We start from the raw sequence: 19,964 nt of genomic DNA on the forward strand, positions 1-19,964 counted from the left end.
CGCCCCTACCGGCCCTGGCGGGCGAGGCGGAGGAGGTCTTCGCGCGGGCTCTCATCGCCGGACGCCGCGACGAAGTCAGCGAGCGCCTTCTCCTGCGCGCTCGAGAGATGGTTCGGAACGGCGACCTCCAGGTGCACGAGCAGATCGCCCTTGCCCTTCTTCGTCTCGATGCCACGGCCCTTGACGCGCAGCGTCTTGCCGTTCGGGGTGCCGGGCGCGACCTTCACGCGCACGGTGCCGCCGTCGACGGTTGGCACCTCGATCGTGGCGCCGAGCACGGCCTCCGCGAAGGAGACGGGCACGGTGACCTCGAGGTTCAGGCCGGAACGCGTGAACACCGGGTCGGGACGCACGGTGACGGTGAGGATCAGGTCGCCGGCCTCGCCGCCGTTCGGGCTCTGACCGCCCTTGCCGCGGAGGCGGATCTTCTGCCCGTCCTCGACGCCCGCCGGAACGCGCACCTTCACGACCCGTCCGTCCTGCCCCTGCAGCTCCACAGTGTCGCCCTTGATGGCGGTCATGAAGCCGAGGGTCGTGGATGCGCTCTGGTCGCGGCCCTTCTGCGGCCCGGTCTGGAACCCGGCGGGGCGACCGGCACCGCCGCCGAAGCTGCCGGCGCCGAATCCGCCGCCGCCTCCACCGAACATGGAGCCGAGGAGGTCCTCGAAGTCGGCGTTCGACGCACCGCGGCGGGCACCGCCGCCGTTGAACATCCCGCCGAACACGTCCTCGAAGCCCGCACCTCCGGGGCCGCCTGGCCCCTGCTGGAAGCGGGCGCCTGAGCCCATCGCGCGCATCTGGTCGTACTCTGCGCGGTGCTCTGGGTCGGAGATCACCGAGTAGGCCTCGGAGATCTCCTTGAACTTCGCCTCTGCAGCGGTGTCTCCCGGGTGCGAGTCAGGGTGGTACTGACGCGCGAGCTTCCGGTACTGCTTCTTGAGGTCTTTTTCGTCTACGTCCTTCGATACGCCGAGCACCGCGTAGAAGTCCTTGTCAAACCAATCCTGACTGGCCATATGGTCCTTCTGTTCCTAGGAATGAGCATGTCTTCTGGATGAACACGAGAGGGGGCCCGCTTCTGCGGTGCCCCCTCCCGTGTTCGATCGGTGCGGGTGCGCCGATCGCGGTGCTTACGAAGCGGGTACGAACACCGCTGCCTTCGCGACGCGGACCACGCGGTCGCCGACCGTGTAGCCGCGCTCGACAACATCCGCGATGGTGTCGGTCGTGACGCTCGGGTTCGGCAGCTGCGCGATCGCCTCGTAGCGCTGCGGGTCGAAGGCCTCGCCGGCCTCGCCGTACGCGGTGAGGCCGAGGCGCTCGACCGCCGTGCGGAGCTTGTTGGCGATGACGGCCATAGGCGTGTCCTCGACGAGGTCGCCGTGCTTCTGGGCACGGTCGAAGTCGTCGAGCACGGGGAGGAGGGAGCGGAGCACCTCGGCCTTGGTGGCGTCGTATGCTTCGGTCTTCTCCCGATCGGTGCGGCGGCGGTAGTTGGCGTACTCCGCCTGGACGCGCTGCAGATCCTGGAGGCGCTCCTGGGCGAGATCGCTCTCACCAGGGGTGCCCTCGGTTGGTGCGTCCTCCGCGCCTTCGCCGCTGAGGAGCTTCTCGAGGTCCTCAACGCTCAGGCCTTCAGCCGCGGCTTCAGCAGCCTCGCCGGTCGCCGGGTCGGCGTCGTCCGTGGTGGACTCCGCCGACTCGGCGCCAGCAGCCTTGCCGAGGTCGCGAACTTCGCCAGTCTCCGGGTCGATCCGACGCTTGTCGTTGATGATCGGCTCGTTTGCTTCTCCCGAGTTCTCGGGACCGCGTGCTTCTGACTCGTTTCGCTCTTCAGCCATGACTACTTGTTGTCCTTGTCGTCCTCGTCATCCACGACCTCGGCGTCGACGATGTCATCGTCGGCAGCCTGGTCTCCGGCGGGTGCGTCAGCCGTGGGGGCCTCCGCTGCCTGCTCAGCCTGTGCTGCGGCGTAGATGGCCTCGCCGAGCTTCGTCTGGCTGGTGTTGAGCTTGTCGAGCGCCGACTTCACTGCTGCGTCGTCGTCGCCTGCGAGGGCCGTCTTGAGGGCGTCGACGTCGCCCTGGACCTCGTTCTTGACGTCGGCGGGGAGCTTGTCGTCGTTCTCGGTGAGCACCTTCTCGACCTGGTAGACCGTGGTCTCGGCAATGTTGCGCTGCTCGGCACCCTCGCGGCGCTTCTTGTCCTCTTCCGCGTGCTCTTCGGCCTCGCGGACCATGCGCTCGATGTCTTCCTTGCCGAGGCTGGAGCCGCCGGTGATCGTCATCGACTGCTCCTTGCCCGTGCCCTTGTCCTTCGCGGAGACGTGCACGATGCCGTTGGCGTCGATGTCGAACGTGACCTCGATCTGCGGCATGCCACGGGGGGCCGGTGCGATGCCGGTGAGCTCGAACGTGCCGAGGTTCTTGTTGTCGCGGGTGAACTCGCGCTCGCCCTGGAAGACCTGGATCTGAACCGACGGCTGGTTGTCGTCGGCCGTCGTGAAGGTCTCGCTGCGCTTGGTCGGGATGGCCGTGTTGCGCTCGATGAGCTTGGTCATGATGCCGCCCTTGGTCTCGATGCCGAGGGAGAGGGGCGTGACGTCGATGAGGAGGACGTCCTTGCGCTCGCCCTTCAGCACGCCGGCCTGGAGAGCCGCGCCGACGGCGACGACCTCATCCGGGTTGACACCCTTGTTGGCTTCCTTGCCGCTGAGCTTCTTGACGAGCTCGGCGACTGCCGGCATGCGGGTGGAGCCACCGACGAGCACGACGTGGTCGATCTGGTCGACCTTGATGCCGGCTTCGCGGATGACATCCTCGAAGGGCTTGCGGGTGCGCTCGAGGAGGTCCTTCGTGAGGTCCTCGAACTTGGCGCGAGTGATGCTCGTGTCGAGGTTCGCGGGGCCGTTCTCCGTTAGGGAGAGGTAGGGCAGCTGGATGCTGGCGCTCGTGGAGCTGGAGAGCTCCTTCTTCGCCTGCTCGGCCGCTTCCTTCAGACGCTGGAGGGCGATCTTGTCGTTCGCGACGTCGACGCCGGTCTGCGACTTGAACTCCGTGATGAGGTACTTGACGAGGCGGTCGTCCCAGTCGTCGCCACCGAGGCGGTTGTCACCGGCGGTGGAGCGGACCTGGATCGTCGAGAAGTCGTCGTCCTTGCCCACTTCGAGGAGGGAGACGTCGAACGTTCCGCCACCGAGGTCGAAGACGAGGATGAGCTCGTCTTCCTTGCCCTTGTCGAGGCCGTATGCGAGCGCGGCCGCCGTGGGCTCGTTGATGATGCGGAGCACGTTGAGGCCCGCGATCTCGCCGGCTTCCTTCGTGGCCTGACGCTCAGCGTCGTTGAAGTACGCGGGGACGGTGATGACGGCGTCGGTCACCTTGTCGCCCAGGTACTGCTCGGCGTCGCGCTTGAGCTTGCCGAGGATGCGCGCGGAGATCTCCTGCGCGGTGTACTTCTTGTCGTCGATGCCCTGGGTCCAGGTGGTGCCCATGTGGCGCTTGACGGAGCCGATGGTGCGGTCGACGTTGGTGACTGCCTGGCGCTTGGCGGTCTCGCCGACGAGCACGTCGCCGTCCTTGGTGAAGGCGACGATGGACGGGGTGGTGCGGAAGCCCTCGGCGTTTGCGATGACCTTCGGCTCGCCACCCTCGAGGACTGCGACGCAGGAGTTCGTGGTTCCGAGGTCGATTCCAACAGCACGTGACATGTGTGGTTCTCCTTTTGTAGAGCTGCTTGTGTGAGTCTGAGTCGGCCCGGCCTGCTGTCTCGATCAAGCGCTTCGTCGAGGTGCGAGCAGACCTGAGCCGTATGCGCTCAAGTTTACTCGACACCGACCTTGCGTCAAGCCAGCAGGCTGAGAGTTGAGTGGGAGCGACTCAAGTCTCTGCGCTCATGTCGCCGAGCTGGGCGGTGGAGCGCCCGGACCCCTGCTCGAGTCCAGTCCTAGGGCGGTGCTGCACCATCGGGGCCGGGATCGACGGAGATCGGCTGGCCGGTCTGCGTCCTCACCTGGAGCATGGATCTCGCGAGCACGTCGAGCTGAGCCTCGTTGTAGAGCGCACGCATCGACTCGACGAGGGCGCTCTCCGCGAGCGGCTGCGCCTGCCGGATGCGCGGCTCGGTGAGCAGCCACGGGTAGCGGTCGAGGTTCTCGCGAAGCGCCGGCAGCATCTGGCTCACGAGCGCGACCCGTTCCTCCTCGTCGGCATCGGCGGGCAGTGCCTCGAAGGCCGCGTCGAGGTCCTGGTACCGCTGCTGGCCGTCCTCGAACATCTCCTTCACGTCGGCCATCGCCGCGTCGTCGTAGACCTGCGCGAAGATCGAGGCGAGCGAGCGATCTGTGGGCGTCATGCCCTCGGCGATGCCCTCGAACCCCGTGGGTGTGTCGAGCGGTGCCCCGTGGGCGAGCAGCGAGCCGACCTCGTCTCGAACCCGCTCGAGGCGCCGGATGCTCGCCTCGAGCTCTGCGTGCAGCTCACGCAGCAGCTCGCGCTGGTCGCCTCCGGCAACCGCATCCGGGATCTTCGAGAGCGACACCCCGAGGTCGCTCAGCCGGCGCACCTGCAGCACCCGGACCAGGTGCTCGACCCCGTACCGCTTGTAGCCGTTCGCCTGCCGCTCCGGCTCCGCCAGCAACCCGATCGAATGGTAGTGACGGACCGTGTTCACCGTGGTTCCCGCCAGCTGCGCGAGCTGGCTCGTGCTCCAGACCATGCGTTTCCTCCCTGCGCCGAGTATCACAGCGGCTACCGACAATCTGCGTCGAGGGCCGGTTCGGGCGGCCCCCGCCATCCGCGCTTCATGGGCGCTTGCGGAGCGTGCGGTAGCTGAGCTTCCGCAGCGCGACCTCGGCCGGGCCTCGCACGTTGCGACGGTCCAACAGGGAGGCGACAGCGACCGTGATGATCCACGCGCCGATCGCGACGACCATCGCAGACCAGCTCGACAGGTGCGCCCCGAGACCGAACCCCCAGGCCGCGAGCAGCGGGACGAACAGCAGGGATTGCGTGAGGTAGCCGCTCAGCGACCGTCGCCCGAGCGCCAGCAGCGCCCGCCCCGGGAGGCGCAGGCCCGACCCTCGCGTCTGCACGTGGTGCGCGATGAGGCCGAACGCCGCGGCGTAGCCCACGCCCGCGAAGATGCCGGTGAAGAAGTGCACTGACCCGAACCCCGCCGGGTTGGGAAGGTCGAGCATGTCGAAGTGCACCATCACTTGGACGAGACCGGCCGACCAGCCGACGCCGATGCCACCGATCGCCGCGGTGCGCAGCAGTGGCAGATGCTTCGCTGGCTCCTCGAGGATGCGGTGGCGGGCGGCGAGCAGACCGAAGAGGAACGCGGTCGGAAGCGCAAGCGAGGCCACGCCGCTCAACAGACCGGGGAACCAGGCAGCCACCCGCAGCACCAGGGCCGCGAGGACATCGGTCTCGGCGAGGATCGGCTGCTGCGCGTTCGGAACAGCGGGCAGGGGCGGGAGGAGCTGCATGGCGGCGAACGATCCGACGGCGAAGACGAAGCTGATCGCAAGCAAGACGCCGATCCAGACCTTCAGCGTCCGGTCGCTGCGGTTGAAGAAGAGGGGCACCATGATGAGTCCGATGAGCCCGTACGTGCCGAGGATGTCGCCCTGCCACAGCAGGACCGCGTGCACGAGGCCGAACGCGAGCAGCCACCAGTGGCGTGTGCGCAGCAGCCGACGCGCATCCTCGACCGGCAGCCCCTTCGCCACCTGCCGCGAGTACAGCTGCCAGATGCCGTAGGCGAAGAGGAAGCCGAACATGGTGTGCGTGCGGGTGTCGACGACGACGATGGTGAACGCCTGCGCGATCCGGTCGGCGAGGTTGCCGTCGGCGGGATGCATGAGCGTCGCGCCGATCTCGGACGTGAACAGGAACCACGGCGTGTGGGCGAGCGCGATGAGCAGCAGCATCATGCCGCGCGCGAGGTCAGGGGCGATGGCGCGCTCGGAGACCGGGGGCGGGGCTGGCGCGTGCCCCGGCGCCGGCGCTGGGCCGGGTTCACGTCTCTGGCCGGTGCTGGTGGTCACGGCGGATGATCCTTCGTGGGATTGCATGCATCCATCGGACACCGTGTGGTCGCCACAGGGTCAAGCGGCGAGTCCGGTAACGCCACGTCAGGTTTCTGCGCGGAGCGTCACCGAGCGACCGCCCCCGGCCCTCTGTTACGCGCATCCTGGACGCCACCCGGGCTACCTGCGACGCTCTCGCCAGCCCGCCACTCCGAGCGCGCCGCCTCCGGGCGCCCAGTGCATCCCTCCCATGCATGCATTCACGACAGGACCGTCATGACCAGACGCCGCTCCATCCTCTCCGCCGCCGCCATCGGCGCGACCCTCACCTCCCTCCTCCTCAGCGGATGCGCGACCGGGCAGAGCACCGCAAGCCAGGGCTCGGACGCCCCCGTGCAGGGCGGTGACCTCGTGCACGCCGTCACCGCGATCGCCGACGGCTGGCAGCAGCAGCAGTCGAACAACTGGCACAAGAGCCAGGTGTGGACGCAGCTCGTCGAGACGCTCGTCTACGTCGACAGCACGGGCGAAGTGCATCCGTGGCTCGCCGAGTCATGGGCGGAGAGCGAGGACGGACTCCAGTACACGCTGAAGCTGCGCGACGACGTCACCTTCTCGGACGGCACGCCGCTGACCGCGGACGTCGTCGCGAAGAACCTCGAAGTGCTCGGCCTCGGCGACGAGAGCAAGGGCATCACCCGCTCGCCCATCGTGCCAGGCGAGTTCGCGAGCGCCGAAGCCGTCGACGACACGACCGTGCTCGTGACCCTCAGCTCCCCGAACCGCGGCTTCATCCCGAGCCTCGGGTTCTTCGCCGCCGGAATCCTCGGCGAGAGCACGATCGACCTGCCGCTGGAAGAGCAGGCGAAGCTCGAGAACGTCGTCGGCACTGGCCCCTTCGTCTTCGAGTCGCAGGTGCCGGAGCGCGAGATCGTCGTCACGAAACGCGACGACTACGACTGGGCGAGCGAGGCGTTCGACCACGAGGGGCCCGCGTACCTCGACTCCATCACTTTCAACGTGCTCGAGGAGGATTCCGCACGCCAGGGAGCGCTCGAAGCCGGCCAGGTCGACTCGGTGCACTTCGTGCAGCCAAGCGAGGAGCAGCGCCTCAGCGACGACGGCTTCAACGTCATCTACGGCGAGTACCTCGGCACACCCATCAACTTCGTGCTGCGCCCTCACGCGGCCATCACCGACGACGTGAAGGTGCGCCAGGCCATCCAGCACGGCGTGGACCGCCAGGAGATCGTCGACACGGTCTTCAACTCCAACTGGAAGCCCGCCACCTCCTCGGTGCAGGCCGCGACGCCCGGCTGGGTCGACCTGAGCGAGAACCTCGCCTTCGACCAGGACCTCTCGAACACGCTGCTCGACGAATCCGGCTGGACAGAGACGGACAGTGACGGCTACCGGGTGAAGGACGGCACGCGCCTCACGATCCCCGCGTACACGTCCCCGTTCGTCAACGGTTCAGGCCAGATCCTCGAGCTCGCCAAGCAGCAGCTCAAAGCCGTCGGCATCGAGCTGGAGATCCGCCAGTCGGATGCGAGCACCTACAGCGACATCTTCGCCGCGGGAGGCACACCCATCTTCCCTGTCGCCAACTCCTTCCTCGATGCGACGACCCTGCGCCAGTACTGGGGCCAGGACTACACGAACCAGTTCCAGCTGAAGAACGGCGAGCTCGAGGAGCAGCTGCTCGGCGTCTCGGAGACCGCGAACGGCACCGACGAGCGCGCCGCGAACCTCGCCGAGCTGCAGGAGACGGTCCTCGAGGAGGCCTACACGGTGCCGCTGGTCGACAACTACCAGGTGTTCGTCACGAGCCCCAACGTGTCCGGCATAGAGACCAACGCCGTCGGCCGCCCGTACTTCTACGACACCTGGCTCGCGCAGTAGCCGCATGGCGGCGGCCCGGAACCGGGAAGGCGCATCCCTTCGCGTCGAACTTCGGTGACTGTTCGGCCTTTTCCGCCCGTCTCGGGCGCGCTGGACCCAAGTTGTCACCGGAGTCTGGCGGCTGCCCGCCTCACGGCTCGTGGAACGTCACCGGGAAGTCCGCGATGTGCAGACCGGATGCGCCGATCCTGCTCTCGATCGCGGCGTGCTGGGCGGCGGGCGCGGTGACGTTCACGTGGTCTCGGCCGCCCATCGGGGCGCTCCCGCCGTCGGCCCAGAAGGCGCCGACCTCGTGATCTTCGGCGAGGTCGGCGAGCAGCGCGAGGTAGGGCTCCTCCTGCCCGGGCAGGATCGTGGCACCGAGCGTCGTTGAGTTGATCTCGACCTCCCTGTCGGGGCCCAAGCCCGCGGCGGCAAGCAGCACCCCAGCGTTCTGGACGAGCGGCAGCAGGTGGGGGTAGCCGTCTCTGGTCTCTTCGATGGAGACGAGAGCGAAGCGGTCGTTCTCCCAGATCGCGGGCTGCACGGCCATGCCGGGCGCGACCTCGTCGAGCTCGTCGACGAGCGACACGGCGTCGAAGCCGAAGCTCGGGCAGGTGCCTCCCGACAGCGCTCGGCCCGAGGAGTCGGTCTGGCTGTGCAGCGACATCACGCCGCCCGCGGCCGCGGGCACCTCGAGAGACCAGCTGACACCCTCGGGATGCGCAGACGCGCAGAGTTCGTCGAGCAGGGCGGGCAGGTGCTCCTGCTCGACGTCGAGCTCGATCTGCGAGATGGGGTCGACGAAGATGGGCGCTTCAACCCAGCGTTGTCCCGACACCTCGGTCACGCCCGGGAGCGCCTCGACCTCCTCGACGAAGGTGTCGAACGCCGCGGTCGGGCGGTCGAAGCGGGTCTCGTTGACCATCCAGCTGAAGAGCGTCGCGGCGCCGAGCAGGACGTCGAGGAGCGCGATCACGAGGGCGGCGAGCCACACCCGAGTCCGGAGTCGCACGTGCTGCCTCCCCTCCCGCAGCCGCGCGTTGCTCCGACCGCTTTCCGGGCCAGGGTGCCACGCGCAGGTCACCGTGCGGTTCACGGCAGACGAACGGCGAGCGAACGCCGACGGCCAGGACCTCGCGCAGGGCCGTTCCCCTCCGCGCCGCCTCCCGCGCATAGAATCCGCGCATGGCACTCCCCGGCCGCGCCGACGACGGCGCCCCCTCACCCAGCGACCCGACTCCGAGCGGACGAGTCGAGACCGTCGACGGCGGCGCTGCGGTCACGCCGAAGGAGCTGAAGAAGCGCGCAACCGCCTGGGCGCTGTGGGACGTCGGCAACTCCGCGTTCCAGGCGGTCGTCGTCACCTTCGTCTTCGCCACCTACCTCGCGAGCGACCTCTTCATCGACCCGCAGGTCGCAGCGCTCGGCGAAGCGAACCCGCTCGACCCGCAGTATCTGGCCGCGCAGGCCGCATCCACCAACGTCATCGCCAACCTGAGCACCGTCGCCGGCCTCCTCGTCGCCCTCATCGCTCCGGTGCTCGGGCAGCGCTCCGACGGCTCCGGCAGGCGCAAGCTGTGGCTCGGCATCTTCACCGGCATCACCGTGCTCATCATGCTCGCGATGTTCTTCATCCAGCCCGGCGAGGAGTACCTGTTCTGGGGTGCGCTGCTGCTCGCAGTCGGCACGATCTTCGCCGAGCTGAGCGGCGTCAACTACAACGCGATGCTGTCGCAGGTGTCGACGCCCAAGAACGTGGGCCGCATCTCGGGCATCGGCTGGGGCCTCGGCTACCTGGGCAGCATCGTGCTGCTGGTGCTGCTGCTGGTGCTGTTCATCCAGTCGTTCGGCGCGGAGGGCCGGAACGGCATCCTCGGGGTGCCGAGCGGGGCGGATGGGGGCGCGCTGGACATCCGCTTCGCGATCGTGCTCGCCGCGGTCTGGTACGTGGTCTTCGCGCTGCCCGTCATGTTCAAGGTGCCCGAGATTCCGAAGGACGAGAACCGCCCCAAGGTGAGCTTCCTCGCGTCGTACGGCGTGCTGTTCCGGGTCATCGGGAAGCTCGCGAAGAGCGACCCGAAGCTCCTCCTCTTCCTCGCCGCGAGCGCCGTGTTCCGCGACGGACTGCAGGCGATCTTCGCGTTCGGCGCGATCCTCGCGGCGCAGGTGTACGGCTTCGCGCCCAGCGAGGTCATCTACTTCGCGGTCGCTGCGAACCTCGTCGCCGGCCTGGGCACGCTCGCGGCCGGGTGGTTCGACGACCGCTTCGGCCCGAAGCTCGTGATCATGGCCTCGCTCGTCTCGCTCACGGCGTTCTCCGTGGTGCTCATCTTCCTCCCCTCCGAGAAGACCGTGTTCTGGATCTTCGGCCTCGCGCTCTGCCTCTTCGTGGGGCCGGCGCAGGCCGCGAGCCGCTCCTACCTCTCGCGCGCGACACCTCCCGGCCGCGAGGGCGAGCTGTTCGGCCTCTACGCCACCACGAACCGGGTCGCGAGCTTCATCACCCCCGCCCTGTTCAGCCTCTTCGTGTTCCTCTCCGGCAACCCGAAGATGGGCATCATCGGCATCGGCATCGTGCTCGCCGTCGGGTTCCTCATGATGCTTCCCGTGCCGAGCAAGGTGAAGCAGGCGAGCGCGTAGCGGCACGCCAGCGGACCCGGCGGAGCCCGCGAGGGAACACCGAATCGGACACTCGATGAACGGCACGTGAACGTGCAGCACTTGCACCCATTGCAAGTTCTTTTGCACTTAGCGTTCCTGGCGTGCTCATCATCAGCCTCGCCAAGCAGCAGGGTCACCTGCTCACGCCGACCGACCGTCGGCTGGTCGGGGCGCTGCAGTCGCAGCCCCTCGAGGCCACCTTCTGGAGCGCCGCCGAGCTGACCGGCCCCCTCGAGCTGCACCAGTCGGCCGCCACGCGCCTCGCGCAGCGCCTCGGCTTCGAGGGCTACCCGCAGCTCCGGGATGCGCTCCGCTCCGACTACCACGGGGGCGACGGCCCGTCGCAGCGCATCAGGGGGCGCCTCGAGCGGCACCAGGAGAGCGACGTGCTCGGCGGCTTCGTCGCCGACGAGCTCTCCGCTCTGTCGGAGCTGCCACGCCACGTGCACCAGAGCGAGCTCGACGCGCTCGCCGAGCGGGTGCTGCGCGCCGGCGAGGTGCACCTGTTCGCGCAGGGCAACGCGACCGTGCTCGTCGACCTCGTGAGCCGCCGTCTCCAGCGGTTCGGGATGCGCACCGTGCACCTCACCGGTTCGCGTCGCGACATCGGGGAGCGCATCGCTCGCCTCTCAGAGGGCGATCTCCTCCTCGCCTTCGCATTCCGGCGGGCTCCCGCCCTGCTCGGCCCGCTGCTCGACGTCGCCGCTGAGGTCGGTGCACACAGCGCGCTCATCACGGACACCGTCGTCTGGCCGGCCCCGCACCCGTCAACCATCATCGCCGCGCCCCGCGGCGGCAGTGACGACTACCTCTCCCTGACCGTGCCGATGGCGATCAGCAACGCGCTCATCCTCACCATCGCGCGCCGCGCCGAGCCATCCCTCCGTTCCCTCGACCGGCTCGGCACCCTCCTCGACCGCTTCGACTCCTGACCGCTCACCCAAGTCCGCCTGCGTCCGCAGCCCACCCGCCCCAGACCTGCTCCACCGCCGCCCTGCCGGCTTCTCCGATCTGCACCCCAACAGACCTGGAAGGATCCCCCATGCGCATCCCCACCCGCCCACTCGTGACGTCCGCCGCGGCGCTCGCCGCCCTCGCGCTCCTCGCCGGGTGCTCCACCTCCCCCGCCACCGGCGACGACACGGCAGCCGCCGTCGACTGGGAGTCACTGAGCCACGACGAGCTCGTCGCCATGGCCGAGGAAGAGGGCACCGTCTCCGTGTACGCCTTCACGAGCCGCATCGCGAGCATCGAGGAGAGCTTCGAGGCCGCCTACCCCGGCATCGACGTCGTCGCAAGCGACCTCTCGTCGACCGAGCTCATCCAGCGCCTCGCGAGCGAGCACTCGGCTGGCAGCACGACCGCCGATGTCGCCTACGTGAGCGACGCCCCGGTCGTCGTCACCCAGCTGCTCGCCGACGGCGTGCTCACGCCATACGTGCCGCCGCGCGTCGCCGAATCGCTCCCCGAGGAATTCCAGACGCCCCTCGTCGCGAACCGCCTCTCGACGAAGGTGCTCATGTACAACGAGGAGGCGCATCCGGACGGCGCCCCGGTCGACAACCTGTGGGAGCTGACCGAGCCAGCCTGGGCCAGCAAGGTCGTCATGGTCGACCCCAACGTGCGCGGCGACTACCTCGACCTCGTCACCGAGATGTCGCTGCGGTCCGACGAGATGTCAGGCGCCTACGAGGAGCACTTCGGCACCCCCATCGCGCTCGATGAAGGCGTCGAGGATGCAGGTCTCCAGTTCATCTCCGACCTCTACGCGAACGACGTCGTGCTCGTCGACGACACCGACACGGTCAACGCGGCAGTCGGCGCTACCGGCCAGGCGAGCCCGCCCGTCGGCTTCACGTCGTACTCCGACCGCCGCGACAACGAGGACGAGGGATGGGCGCTGCAGGTCGCGGCCGACGTCGCCCCGTCGCCCGGCATCGCCTTCCCCGCGATGCTCGGTGTCACCGCGGGCGCCGAGAACCCGGCGGCCGCGCGACTCCTCATCGACTACATGATGGGCGACGACAGCGAGACGGGCGGAGCAGGCTTCGAACCGTTCTACGTCGCCGGTGACTACCCGACGCGCGGCGACGTCGTCGCTCCCGCCGACGCCGTCTCGCTCGACGAGCTCGGCGCCTGGCGCATCGACCCGGAGTCCTCCGCAGAGCGTCGCGACGAGATCGCCGACTTCCTCCTCAGCATCCAGTGACGCTCCTCACCCGGTCCGTCAGCCGCGACTCCGCCCCGGTGCGGGGTCGCGGCTCGCGGACGGTCGCATCGCGAGGCCGCATCGGCGTGCTCGCGGCGGTCGTCATCACCATCCTCGTCATCCTCGTCGCGCTGCCCCTCGGCGGCCTCGTCGCCGCCACCGTCGGCGAACGCGGTGCGGGCGCCTGGGGCGACGTGTTCGTCGGTCGCATCGCCTCGAACCTCTTCTGGCAGCCCCTCGGGAACTCACTGCTCGTCGGGCTCGGCACCGGAGTCCTCTCGACCATCATCGGCGCCTTCCTCGCCTGGGTCGTGGTCATGAGCGACGTGCCGGGCCGCAAGGTCATCGGCGCGCTCGCCGCCGTGCCGTTCGCACTGCCGAGCTTCGCCATCGCACTCGCCTGGGAGACCGTCTTCCGCAACGACCGCATCGGCGGCTCCCCCGGGCTGCTCCAGTCGTTCGGCATCGCGGTTCCGGATGTGCTGGCCTGGGGCGCCGTGCCCATCACGCTCACCCTCGTCGCGCACTACTTCTCCCTCTCCTTCCTCGTCGTCGCCGCGGCCCTCGCGAACGTCGGTGGGGACCTGCTCGCGGCCGCCGAGCTGACGGGGGCCTCTCGGCTGCGCATCGCGCTTCGCGTGACGCTGCCGGCCGTCGCCCCCGCCCTGCTCTCCGGGTTCCTCCTCGCCTTCGCAGAGGGCGTCAGCAACTTCGCCGTCCCGGCCCTGCTCGGTCTGCCCGTCCGCTTCCAGACCCTGAGCACCCGGCTCTACGGCTCCATCTCCACGGGCGACGTCGAGCGCGGCTACGTGCTCTCGATCCTGCTCGTCGTGGTCGCGGCCGCCGTGCTCTACCTCGGCACCAGGGCCACGGGGCGCGGCTCATTCGCGACGCTCACCGGCAAAGCCACACGCGCGCGCTCGGTGCGCACCGGGGTCTGGCGCATCCCACTGCTCGTCGTCGCCTCCGCACTCGTGCTCGTCACGGCGATCATCCCCGGCATCGTGCTCGCCGTCAGCACCGTCCTGCGGCGAACCGGACGCGTCGACGGGGGGTTCACGCTGCACTTCTGGACGGGTGAGTCCGACCCCGGCATCGCCCAGGGCGTGCGGGGCATCCTCACCGACCCGACGGTCATCAACGCGCTCGGCGGCACCCTCGCGCTCGGGGCTTCCGTCGCCGCCGGGGCCATCGTGCTCGGCGTGCTCGGCGCCTACGTGCTGCGTCGCCTCCCGCGAGCGCGCGCCACCTCCGGCACCATCTCGTTCCTCTCCTACGTGCCGTTCCTCATCCCGGGCGTCGCCTTCGGGGCCGCGTTCATCGCGCAGTTCGGCACGCCGATCGGCCCGCTCCCCTCGCTCTACGGCACCTTCTGGATCCTGATCCTCGCCGGCATCGCGGCGAGCGTCCCGTTCGCGTTCCAGACCTCGCGAGCGGCGCTCGGCCAGGTCTCGAGCGAGCTCGAGGAGGCCGCGACGGTCGCCGGGGCCCGCGGGCCGCGCCGCCTGGCGCGCATCCTGCTGCCCCTGTCTGCCAGAGGAGTCGTGGGCGGCGGCGTGCTCGTCTTCGTGACCATGGTGCGCGACCTGTCGCTCGTCGTGCTGCTCGTCACGCCGGCCACTCCGCTGCTGTCGACCATGACCTTCCGATACGCGTCCGAGGGGTTCACCCAGCACGCCAACGCCATCACCCTCATCATCGCCGCCATCTCGGTGGCCGCCACCCTCCTCGCCCGCAGACTGCAGGGCGCTCGAAGCTCCGGGAGCACCACGTGACCGCCATCACCCTCGACCGCCTCTCAAAGTCGTTCGGCCGCCAGAGCGCCGTCCACGACGTCGACCTCCAGATCCCCGACGGCGCCTTCGTCGTGCTCCTCGGCCCCTCCGGGTGCGGGAAGACCACGACCTTGCGCATGCTGGCGGGGCTCGAGGAGCCGACGGCCGGGCGCATCCGCTTCGGCGATCGGATCGTCGCCGACGGCGACACGGGCGCCTCGGTTCCGGCGAGCAAGCGCGGCCTCGGCATGGTGTTCCAGAGCTACGCCCTCTGGCCGCACATGCGGGTGCGCGACAACATCGGCTGGCCACTCAAGGTCGCCGGCTGGGGTGCGGCAGACCGGGATGCGCGGGTCGCCGAGGTGCTCGCCATGCTCGAGCTCGACGGGCTCGCGGATCGCTTCCCGGCCGAGCTCTCGGGCGGCCAGCAGCAGCGGGTCGCCATCGCCCGCACCGTCGCCCCGAAGCCGGGCGTGCTGCTCTTCGACGAGCCCCTCTCGAACCTGGATGCCCGCCTGCGGCTCGACACGCGCGCCGAGCTCGTGAAGGTGCACCGCCTCAGCGGCGCGACGAGCGTCTACGTCACGCACGACCAGGTGGAGGCGCTCGCCATGGCGACCCACATCGCCGTCATGCGCGACGGCGCCGTGGAGCAGTTCGGGACGCCAGCCGAACTGCTCGACCGGCCGGCGACCGCGTTCGTCGCCTCATTCCTGGGCAGCCCGGCGAAGGTGCTGCTGCGGGGCGAGGTCGGCCGCGGGCGCCTCTTCTGCGGCGTGGTTCCCCTCGCCAACGTGCCAGGCGTCCCGGACGGGACGCAGCTCGATGCGATGTACGCGCCGGACTCGCTCTCGGTCGGGCCGGAGGGGCTCCTCGAATTCGAGGTGCTCGAGTCGACCCCGGTCGCGGGCCGCTGGATCACGACGGGCCTCGCCGGGACGCACCGTCTGTCGATCGTCACCGACCGCGCGCACCTGCCGGGCGAGGCCACGCGGCTGCAGCCGCCGGAGCGCCCCGACGCCATCTTCGCGGCCGACGGGGCGCGCCTCGACTCGGGCGGGGCCGCGGTCGGGCAAGCGTCGGCAACCACGGTCGGACCCGCATCCGCCGCACCCCTCGTGGAGGCGACCCGATGACCGCGCTGCTGCTCGTGCGCCACGGCTCGACGCCGTGGACTGCGGAGCGCCGCCTGCAGGGCCGCACCGACATCGACCTCAACGAGAAGGGGCGAGCCGACGCGCTCGCGCTGCGCGCCGCCATCGACGCGTGGGCGCCTGCCACCGTCGTCACCTCCCCGCTGCTGCGGGCGCGTTCGACGGCCGCGGCGCTCAGCGACCTCGAGCAGGTCGTCGACGAGCGCTGGGCGGAGGCGACGCTCGGCGAGTGGGAGGGCCGCCTTCCTGCGGAGATCGGCCCCGACTACGCCAAGTGGCGTGCTGGGCGGCTCGTGCCGCCAGGCGGGGAGCCGTCGCCCGTCCTGCGTGCTCGCGTCGAGGGTGCCGTCAACGATGCGGCCCGACGCCCCGGCCCCGTGCTCGTCGTCACCCATGGGGGCACGATCCGGGCCGTGCTGGCGCGCTACGTGGGGCTCACGGCCGATGTCATCGAGCCGGTCGCCGCGCCGAGTCTCACGGCGATCGATGTCCAACCGGAGGGCGCGGCGCGGCTCGTCACGTTCAACGTGGCCCGCTAGCCACGTTGCCCGGCAACTGTTACTCCCAAGGCCAGGCCCGCTGGCGGAATGTCGGTGGTGCGGACGACACTTGATGCCATGACGCACGAGACGAACGGCACCCCAGCGCAGCTCCCCACGACCCTCCTCGGCGACGGCCTCGTGACGACCGTGCAGGGGTACGGGGCCATGAGCCTCAGCGACGCGTACGGCCCCATCGACGACGAGCAGGCGCTGCGCACGCTGCAGCACGCGGTGGATGCGGGCATCACGTTCATCGACACGGCAAACATCTACGGTGACGGCCGCAGCGAGCGCACCATCGCTAAGATCTTCCCGGCGCAGCGCGAGCGCATCCAGCTCGCCACGAAGTTCGGCATCACCAAGGGCGACGGCGTCGGCAAGCGGGGTGTGCGCGGCGACCGCGCGCACGTGCGCGAGCAGGTCGAGGCCTCGCTCACGCGCCTCGGCACCGACTACATCGACCTCTACTACCAGCACCGCGTCGACCCGAACGTGCCCATCGAGGACACGGTCGGCTTCGTCGCCGAGCTCGTCGCCGAGGGCAAGGTGCGGCACATCGGCCTGAGCGAGCCGACGGGCGCCGAGATCATCCGCGCCGCCGCCGTGCACCCCATCGCGGCCGTCCAGAGCGAGTACAGCATCTTCAGCCGCGACCTCGAGGCCCACGTCATCCCCGCCATCCGCGAGGTCGGAGCAGGCTTCGTGCCCTACTCCCCCGTCAGCCGCGGCCTGCTCACCGACTCGTGGGCCGAGCTCGCCGCCGAGAAGCCCAACGTGCGCGCCAACTTCCCCCGTTTCTTCCCCGAGAACCTGCCGGCGAACCGTGCCCTCGCCGGCGAGGTCGCGGCCGTCGCGCAGCAACTCGGCGAACAGCTCGGCCGCCACGTCTCCGTCGCCGAAGTCGCCCTCGCGTGGGTCTCCGCGAAATCGGCCGAGCTCGGAGTGCGGGTCTCCCCCATCCCCGGCACCCGCAGCCCCGAGCGCATCGACGAGAACCTGCGAGCACTCGGCCTCGAGCTGAGCCGCGAGCAGCTGCTTCGACTCGAATCGATCGCCGAACGCGTCGTCGGGAACCGCTCGGCAGACCCAGCCTGGACGTCCCAAGGACGCGAAGAGGCGGCGCTCGCGGCATCCTGATCCGGGCGGATCCCCAGCATTCCAAGTTGCGGGCAAACGAAGTGCCACTAGAATCTCCCCTCATGGAAGACCCTCCCAGTCATAGTCCCAAGCCTCTTGACGTTCCGGCCGCATCTTCGGCCGCCACAGTCTGGAGGCACCACGCATGAACGAATGGGTGATGCTCGGCATCGGCCTCGTTCTCACAGTAGGAACCGGGTTGTTCGTCGCGAGTGAATTCGCGCTCGTCAACCTCGACCGAAACGATCTCGAAAACCGGCAGAGCCGCGGAGAGAGACGACTCGGGCCCACCATCAAGGCCCTGAAGATCACGTCGACGCACCTCTCCAGCGCGCAGCTCGGAATCACGCTCACGACCCTGCTCACGGGATACACGTTCGAGCCGGCCGTCAGCTCCCTCCTCGCAGAGCCCCTCAAGGGCCTCGGGGTAGCCGAGGGCCTCGTGCCCGTCGTCGGAGCCATCGTCGGCATCGTCCTCGCGACGCTGTTCTCGATGATCATCGGCGAGCTCGTCCCCAAGAACTTCGCGCTCGCCCTCCCACGGGCGACAGCGAAGGTCGTCATCCCGTTCCAGGCGCTCTTCACGACGGTGTTCAAGCCCGTGATCCTGCTCCTGAACAACACGGCGAACGCCATCATCCGCTCCATGGGCATCGAGCCCAAAGAGGAGCTCTCGGGCGCCAGAAGCGCCGACGAGCTCTCCTACCTCATCCGCCACTCCGCGCTCTCCGGCCTCCTCGAAGAAGACGACGCGGCCCTGCTGCGCCGCACCCTCAAGTTCTCCGAGCACGACGCATCCGACGTCATGACACCCCGCGTGCGCATGGCGAGCGTCGAGGTCGACGACACGGCGCAGGCCATCATCGCCCTCGCCATCGAGACCGGGTACTCCCGGTTCCCCGTCGTCGACGGAACGCCAGACAACATCACGGGCTTCGTGCACGCCAAGCAGGCGTTCGCGGTCGCCGTCGACAAGCAGGAGCAGGTCCTCGCCAGCGAACTGCAGACGGAGGCGCTGCGCGTGCCCGAGTCGATGGGCGCCTCCGCCCTGCTCACCCTGCTGCGCGCCGAACGCCACCAGGTGGCCGTCGTCGTGGATGAACACGGCGGCACGGCGGGCATCGTCACACTCGAAGACCTCGTCGAGGAGATCGTCGGAGAACTCGAAGACGAACACGATCGGCACCAGACCGGCTTCATCCGGCGCGGCCGCTCGGTCACGTTCGACGCCTCCTGGCGTCCCGACGAAGTACTCGACCGCCTCGCCATCGAGGTCCCGGAAAACGGCGACTACGACACCGTCGGCGGCTTCATCACCGACACCCTCGAGCGCCTCCCCGAACTGGGCGACGAGGTCGAGATCGAGGCCGGCACCCTGCGCGTCGAGCGCATCGACGGCACCCGCATCGTGCGGGTCCGCTACCTGCCGAACGAGCCAGACGGAGACCAGAGCCTCATGAGCAATCAGGAGCTCGCGCACGACAGAGCCCACGAACGAGTGAAGGAGGCGATGATCCATGAGTGAGTACCTGCCAGGCATCCTGTGGCTGTTCGTCCTCCTCATCGGCAACGCCTTCTTCGTCGGCGCAGAATTCGCCGTCATCTCGGCGAAGCGGTCGCAGATCGAGCCGCTCGCCGAGCGAGGCAGCCGCGCCGCGAAGACGACGCTCTGGGCGATGGAGCACGCGACGCTCATGCTGGCGACAAGCCAGCTCGGCATCACCGTGTGCTCACTGCTCATCCTGAACGTCTCCGAGCCAGCCATCCACCACCTCCTCGAGATCCCGCTCGGGCTCACCGCGCTGTCAGCCGAGCTCATCAGCGTGATCGCGTTCGCGGTGGCGCTCGTGCTCGTCACGTTCCTGCACGTCGTCTTCGGCGAGATGATCCCCAAGAACCTCGCGTTCTCGGTGCCAGACCGTGCGTCCCTCCTCCTCGCCCCGCCCCTCGTCGTGGTCTCCAAGATCTTCAACCCGATCATCTGGAGCCTCAACACGATCGCGAACGGCGTGCTGCGCCTCTTCAAGGTCGAGCCGAAGGACGAGGCGACAAGCACCTACACGCTCGAGGAGGTGGCCGGGATCGTCGAGCAGTCGACCCGTGAGGGAACGCTGAACGACACCTCAGGCACGCTCGCGGGCGCGTTCGAGTTCACCGAGAAGCGGGTCAGCGACGTGGATGTGCCGATCGCCGAGATGGTGCTCCTGCCTGCGGGCGCGCGCCCCATCGACGTGCAGAAAGCGGTCGCCGAGCACGGCTTCTCGCGCTACGTCGTCACCGACGACCATGGCGAGCCGACGAGCTACATCCACATGAAGGACGTCATGGACCTCATGGCCCCAGACGCGTTCACAGCCCCGATCCCGCAGAAGCGACTGCGGAGCCTCGTCTCCGTGTCGCGGGATGCGGAGCTCGAGGACGCCATGGCGGTGCTCCGCGACCGTGGTGCGCACGTCGCGAAGGCGCTCGACTCCGAGGGCAACGTCACCGGGCTCCTGTTCCTCGAGGATGTCCTCGAGGTGCTGGTCGGCGAGGTCAACGCGACCGCCGCTGCCGCGTAGACGACGCGTT

The 19,964-nt window shown here is 69.1% G+C and carries 16 protein-coding genes; 10 read left to right on the forward strand and 6 right to left on the reverse strand.

The window, feature by feature from the left end:
• Positions 1-5: 5 nt before the first annotated feature.
• The 5 genes from F8O03_RS09940 to F8O03_RS09960 all read right to left on the reverse strand — a co-directional run bounded on the left by F8O03_RS09940 (position 6) and on the right by F8O03_RS09960 (position 6,049).
• Entirely contained in the window at positions 6-1,016 is a 1,011-nt protein-coding gene (locus tag F8O03_RS09940; protein ID WP_104254235.1) for a DnaJ C-terminal domain-containing protein, read from the reverse strand.
• Between the two features lie 114 nt (positions 1,017-1,130).
• Positions 1,131-1,841 (reverse strand): nucleotide exchange factor GrpE, encoded by a 711-nt coding sequence (locus F8O03_RS09945; protein ID WP_104254236.1) that lies wholly within the window; start codon positions 1,839-1,841, stop codon positions 1,131-1,133.
• A gap of 2 nt (positions 1,842-1,843) precedes the next feature.
• Complete coding sequence (gene dnaK, locus F8O03_RS09950; protein ID WP_104254237.1) at positions 1,844-3,709, reverse strand: molecular chaperone DnaK; 1,866 nt, start codon at positions 3,707-3,709, stop codon at positions 1,844-1,846.
• A gap of 236 nt (positions 3,710-3,945) precedes the next feature.
• A complete protein-coding gene (locus F8O03_RS09955) occupies positions 3,946-4,716 on the reverse strand; it encodes a MerR family transcriptional regulator (protein WP_167516541.1) in 771 nt (256 codons plus the stop codon).
• An 85-nt stretch (positions 4,717-4,801) separates the two neighbouring features.
• Positions 4,802-6,049 (reverse strand): DUF418 domain-containing protein, encoded by a 1,248-nt coding sequence (locus F8O03_RS09960; protein WP_208851839.1) that lies wholly within the window; start codon positions 6,047-6,049, stop codon positions 4,802-4,804.
• 258 nt (positions 6,050-6,307) lie between these two features.
• Between F8O03_RS09960 and F8O03_RS09965 the strand changes: the two genes are divergently transcribed.
• Positions 6,308-7,933 carry an ABC transporter substrate-binding protein gene (locus F8O03_RS09965; protein ID WP_151423747.1) on the forward strand — a complete coding sequence of 542 codons (1,626 nt, stop codon included), beginning with the start codon at positions 6,308-6,310 and terminating at the stop codon, positions 7,931-7,933.
• Positions 7,934-8,063: 130 nt separating this feature from the next.
• Here the strand turns inward: F8O03_RS09965 and F8O03_RS09970 are convergent, their stop codons facing one another.
• Positions 8,064-8,927 carry a hypothetical protein gene (locus tag F8O03_RS09970; RefSeq protein ID WP_151423748.1) on the reverse strand — a complete coding sequence of 288 codons (864 nt, stop codon included), beginning with the start codon at positions 8,925-8,927 and terminating at the stop codon, positions 8,064-8,066.
• A 173-nt stretch (positions 8,928-9,100) separates the two neighbouring features.
• On the opposite strand from F8O03_RS09970, the gene F8O03_RS09975 reads away from it, so the two are divergent.
• The 9 genes from F8O03_RS09975 (at position 9,101) to F8O03_RS10015 (ending at position 19,954) form a co-directional block, all read left to right on the forward strand.
• Positions 9,101-10,555, forward strand: a complete 1,455-nt coding sequence (locus F8O03_RS09975; RefSeq protein WP_151423749.1) for an MFS transporter — start codon at positions 9,101-9,103, stop codon at positions 10,553-10,555.
• Positions 10,556-10,677: 122 nt separating this feature from the next.
• Positions 10,678-11,508 carry a MurR/RpiR family transcriptional regulator gene (locus F8O03_RS09980; protein ID WP_151423750.1) on the forward strand — a complete coding sequence of 277 codons (831 nt, stop codon included), beginning with the start codon at positions 10,678-10,680 and terminating at the stop codon, positions 11,506-11,508.
• Between the two features lie 110 nt (positions 11,509-11,618).
• Positions 11,619-12,785, forward strand: coding sequence for an ABC transporter substrate-binding protein (locus F8O03_RS09985; protein WP_151423751.1), 1,167 nt, complete (start codon positions 11,619-11,621; stop codon positions 12,783-12,785).
• On the forward strand, positions 12,782-14,560 hold the full coding sequence (locus F8O03_RS09990; RefSeq protein WP_208851840.1) for an ABC transporter permease: 1,779 nt from the start codon (positions 12,782-12,784) through the stop codon (positions 14,558-14,560). The genes F8O03_RS09985 and F8O03_RS09990 overlap by 4 nt, the downstream gene beginning before the upstream one ends.
• The gene (locus F8O03_RS09995) at positions 14,557-15,696 is read left to right on the forward strand and encodes an ABC transporter ATP-binding protein (RefSeq protein WP_151423752.1); all 1,140 of its coding nucleotides are present in this window, start codon (positions 14,557-14,559) and stop codon (positions 15,694-15,696) included. Before F8O03_RS09990 ends, F8O03_RS09995 begins: the two co-directional genes overlap by 4 nt.
• Entirely contained in the window at positions 15,693-16,253 is a 561-nt protein-coding gene (locus F8O03_RS10000) for a histidine phosphatase family protein (RefSeq protein WP_151423753.1), read from the forward strand. The genes F8O03_RS09995 and F8O03_RS10000 overlap by 4 nt, the downstream gene beginning before the upstream one ends.
• Positions 16,254-16,331: 78 nt before the next feature.
• Positions 16,332-17,393 (forward strand): aldo/keto reductase, encoded by a 1,062-nt coding sequence (locus tag F8O03_RS10005; RefSeq protein WP_151423754.1) that lies wholly within the window; start codon positions 16,332-16,334, stop codon positions 17,391-17,393.
• A 145-nt stretch (positions 17,394-17,538) separates the two neighbouring features.
• Positions 17,539-18,918: a hemolysin family protein gene (locus tag F8O03_RS10010; RefSeq protein WP_151423755.1), complete on the forward strand. Its 1,380-nt coding sequence runs from the start codon at positions 17,539-17,541 to the stop codon at positions 18,916-18,918.
• Entirely contained in the window at positions 18,911-19,954 is a 1,044-nt protein-coding gene (locus F8O03_RS10015; protein ID WP_151423756.1) for a hemolysin family protein, read from the forward strand. The genes F8O03_RS10010 and F8O03_RS10015 overlap by 8 nt, the downstream gene beginning before the upstream one ends.
• The last annotated feature ends 10 nt before the right edge of the window (positions 19,955-19,964 follow it).

The organism is Pseudoclavibacter terrae (genome assembly GCF_008831075.1).
In the GTDB taxonomy this organism is placed as follows: domain Bacteria; phylum Actinomycetota; class Actinomycetes; order Actinomycetales; family Microbacteriaceae; genus Pseudoclavibacter; species Pseudoclavibacter terrae.

Coding starts and splice junctions, on each gene's coding strand:
- F8O03_RS09985 (WP_151423751.1), top strand. CDS start 11,619: ATGCGCATCCCCACCCGCCCACTCGTGACGTCCGCCGCGGCGCTCGCC.
- F8O03_RS10005 (WP_151423754.1), top strand. CDS start 16,332: ATGACGCACGAGACGAACGGCACCCCAGCGCAGCTCCCCACGACCCTC.
- F8O03_RS09955 (WP_167516541.1), bottom strand. CDS start 4,716: ATGGTCTGGAGCACGAGCCAGCTCGCGCAGCTGGCGGGAACCACGGTG.
- F8O03_RS10000 (WP_151423753.1), top strand. CDS start 15,693: ATGACCGCGCTGCTGCTCGTGCGCCACGGCTCGACGCCGTGGACTGCG.
- F8O03_RS09945 (WP_104254236.1), bottom strand. CDS start 1,841: ATGGCTGAAGAGCGAAACGAGTCAGAAGCACGCGGTCCCGAGAACTCG.
- F8O03_RS09975 (WP_151423749.1), top strand. CDS start 9,101: ATGGCACTCCCCGGCCGCGCCGACGACGGCGCCCCCTCACCCAGCGAC.
- F8O03_RS09965 (WP_151423747.1), top strand. CDS start 6,308: ATGACCAGACGCCGCTCCATCCTCTCCGCCGCCGCCATCGGCGCGACC.
- F8O03_RS09940 (WP_104254235.1), bottom strand. CDS start 1,016: ATGGCCAGTCAGGATTGGTTTGACAAGGACTTCTACGCGGTGCTCGGC.
- F8O03_RS10010 (WP_151423755.1), top strand. CDS start 17,539: ATGAACGAATGGGTGATGCTCGGCATCGGCCTCGTTCTCACAGTAGGA.
- dnaK (WP_104254237.1), bottom strand. CDS start 3,709: ATGTCACGTGCTGTTGGAATCGACCTCGGAACCACGAACTCCTGCGTC.
- F8O03_RS10015 (WP_151423756.1), top strand. CDS start 18,911: ATGAGTGAGTACCTGCCAGGCATCCTGTGGCTGTTCGTCCTCCTCATC.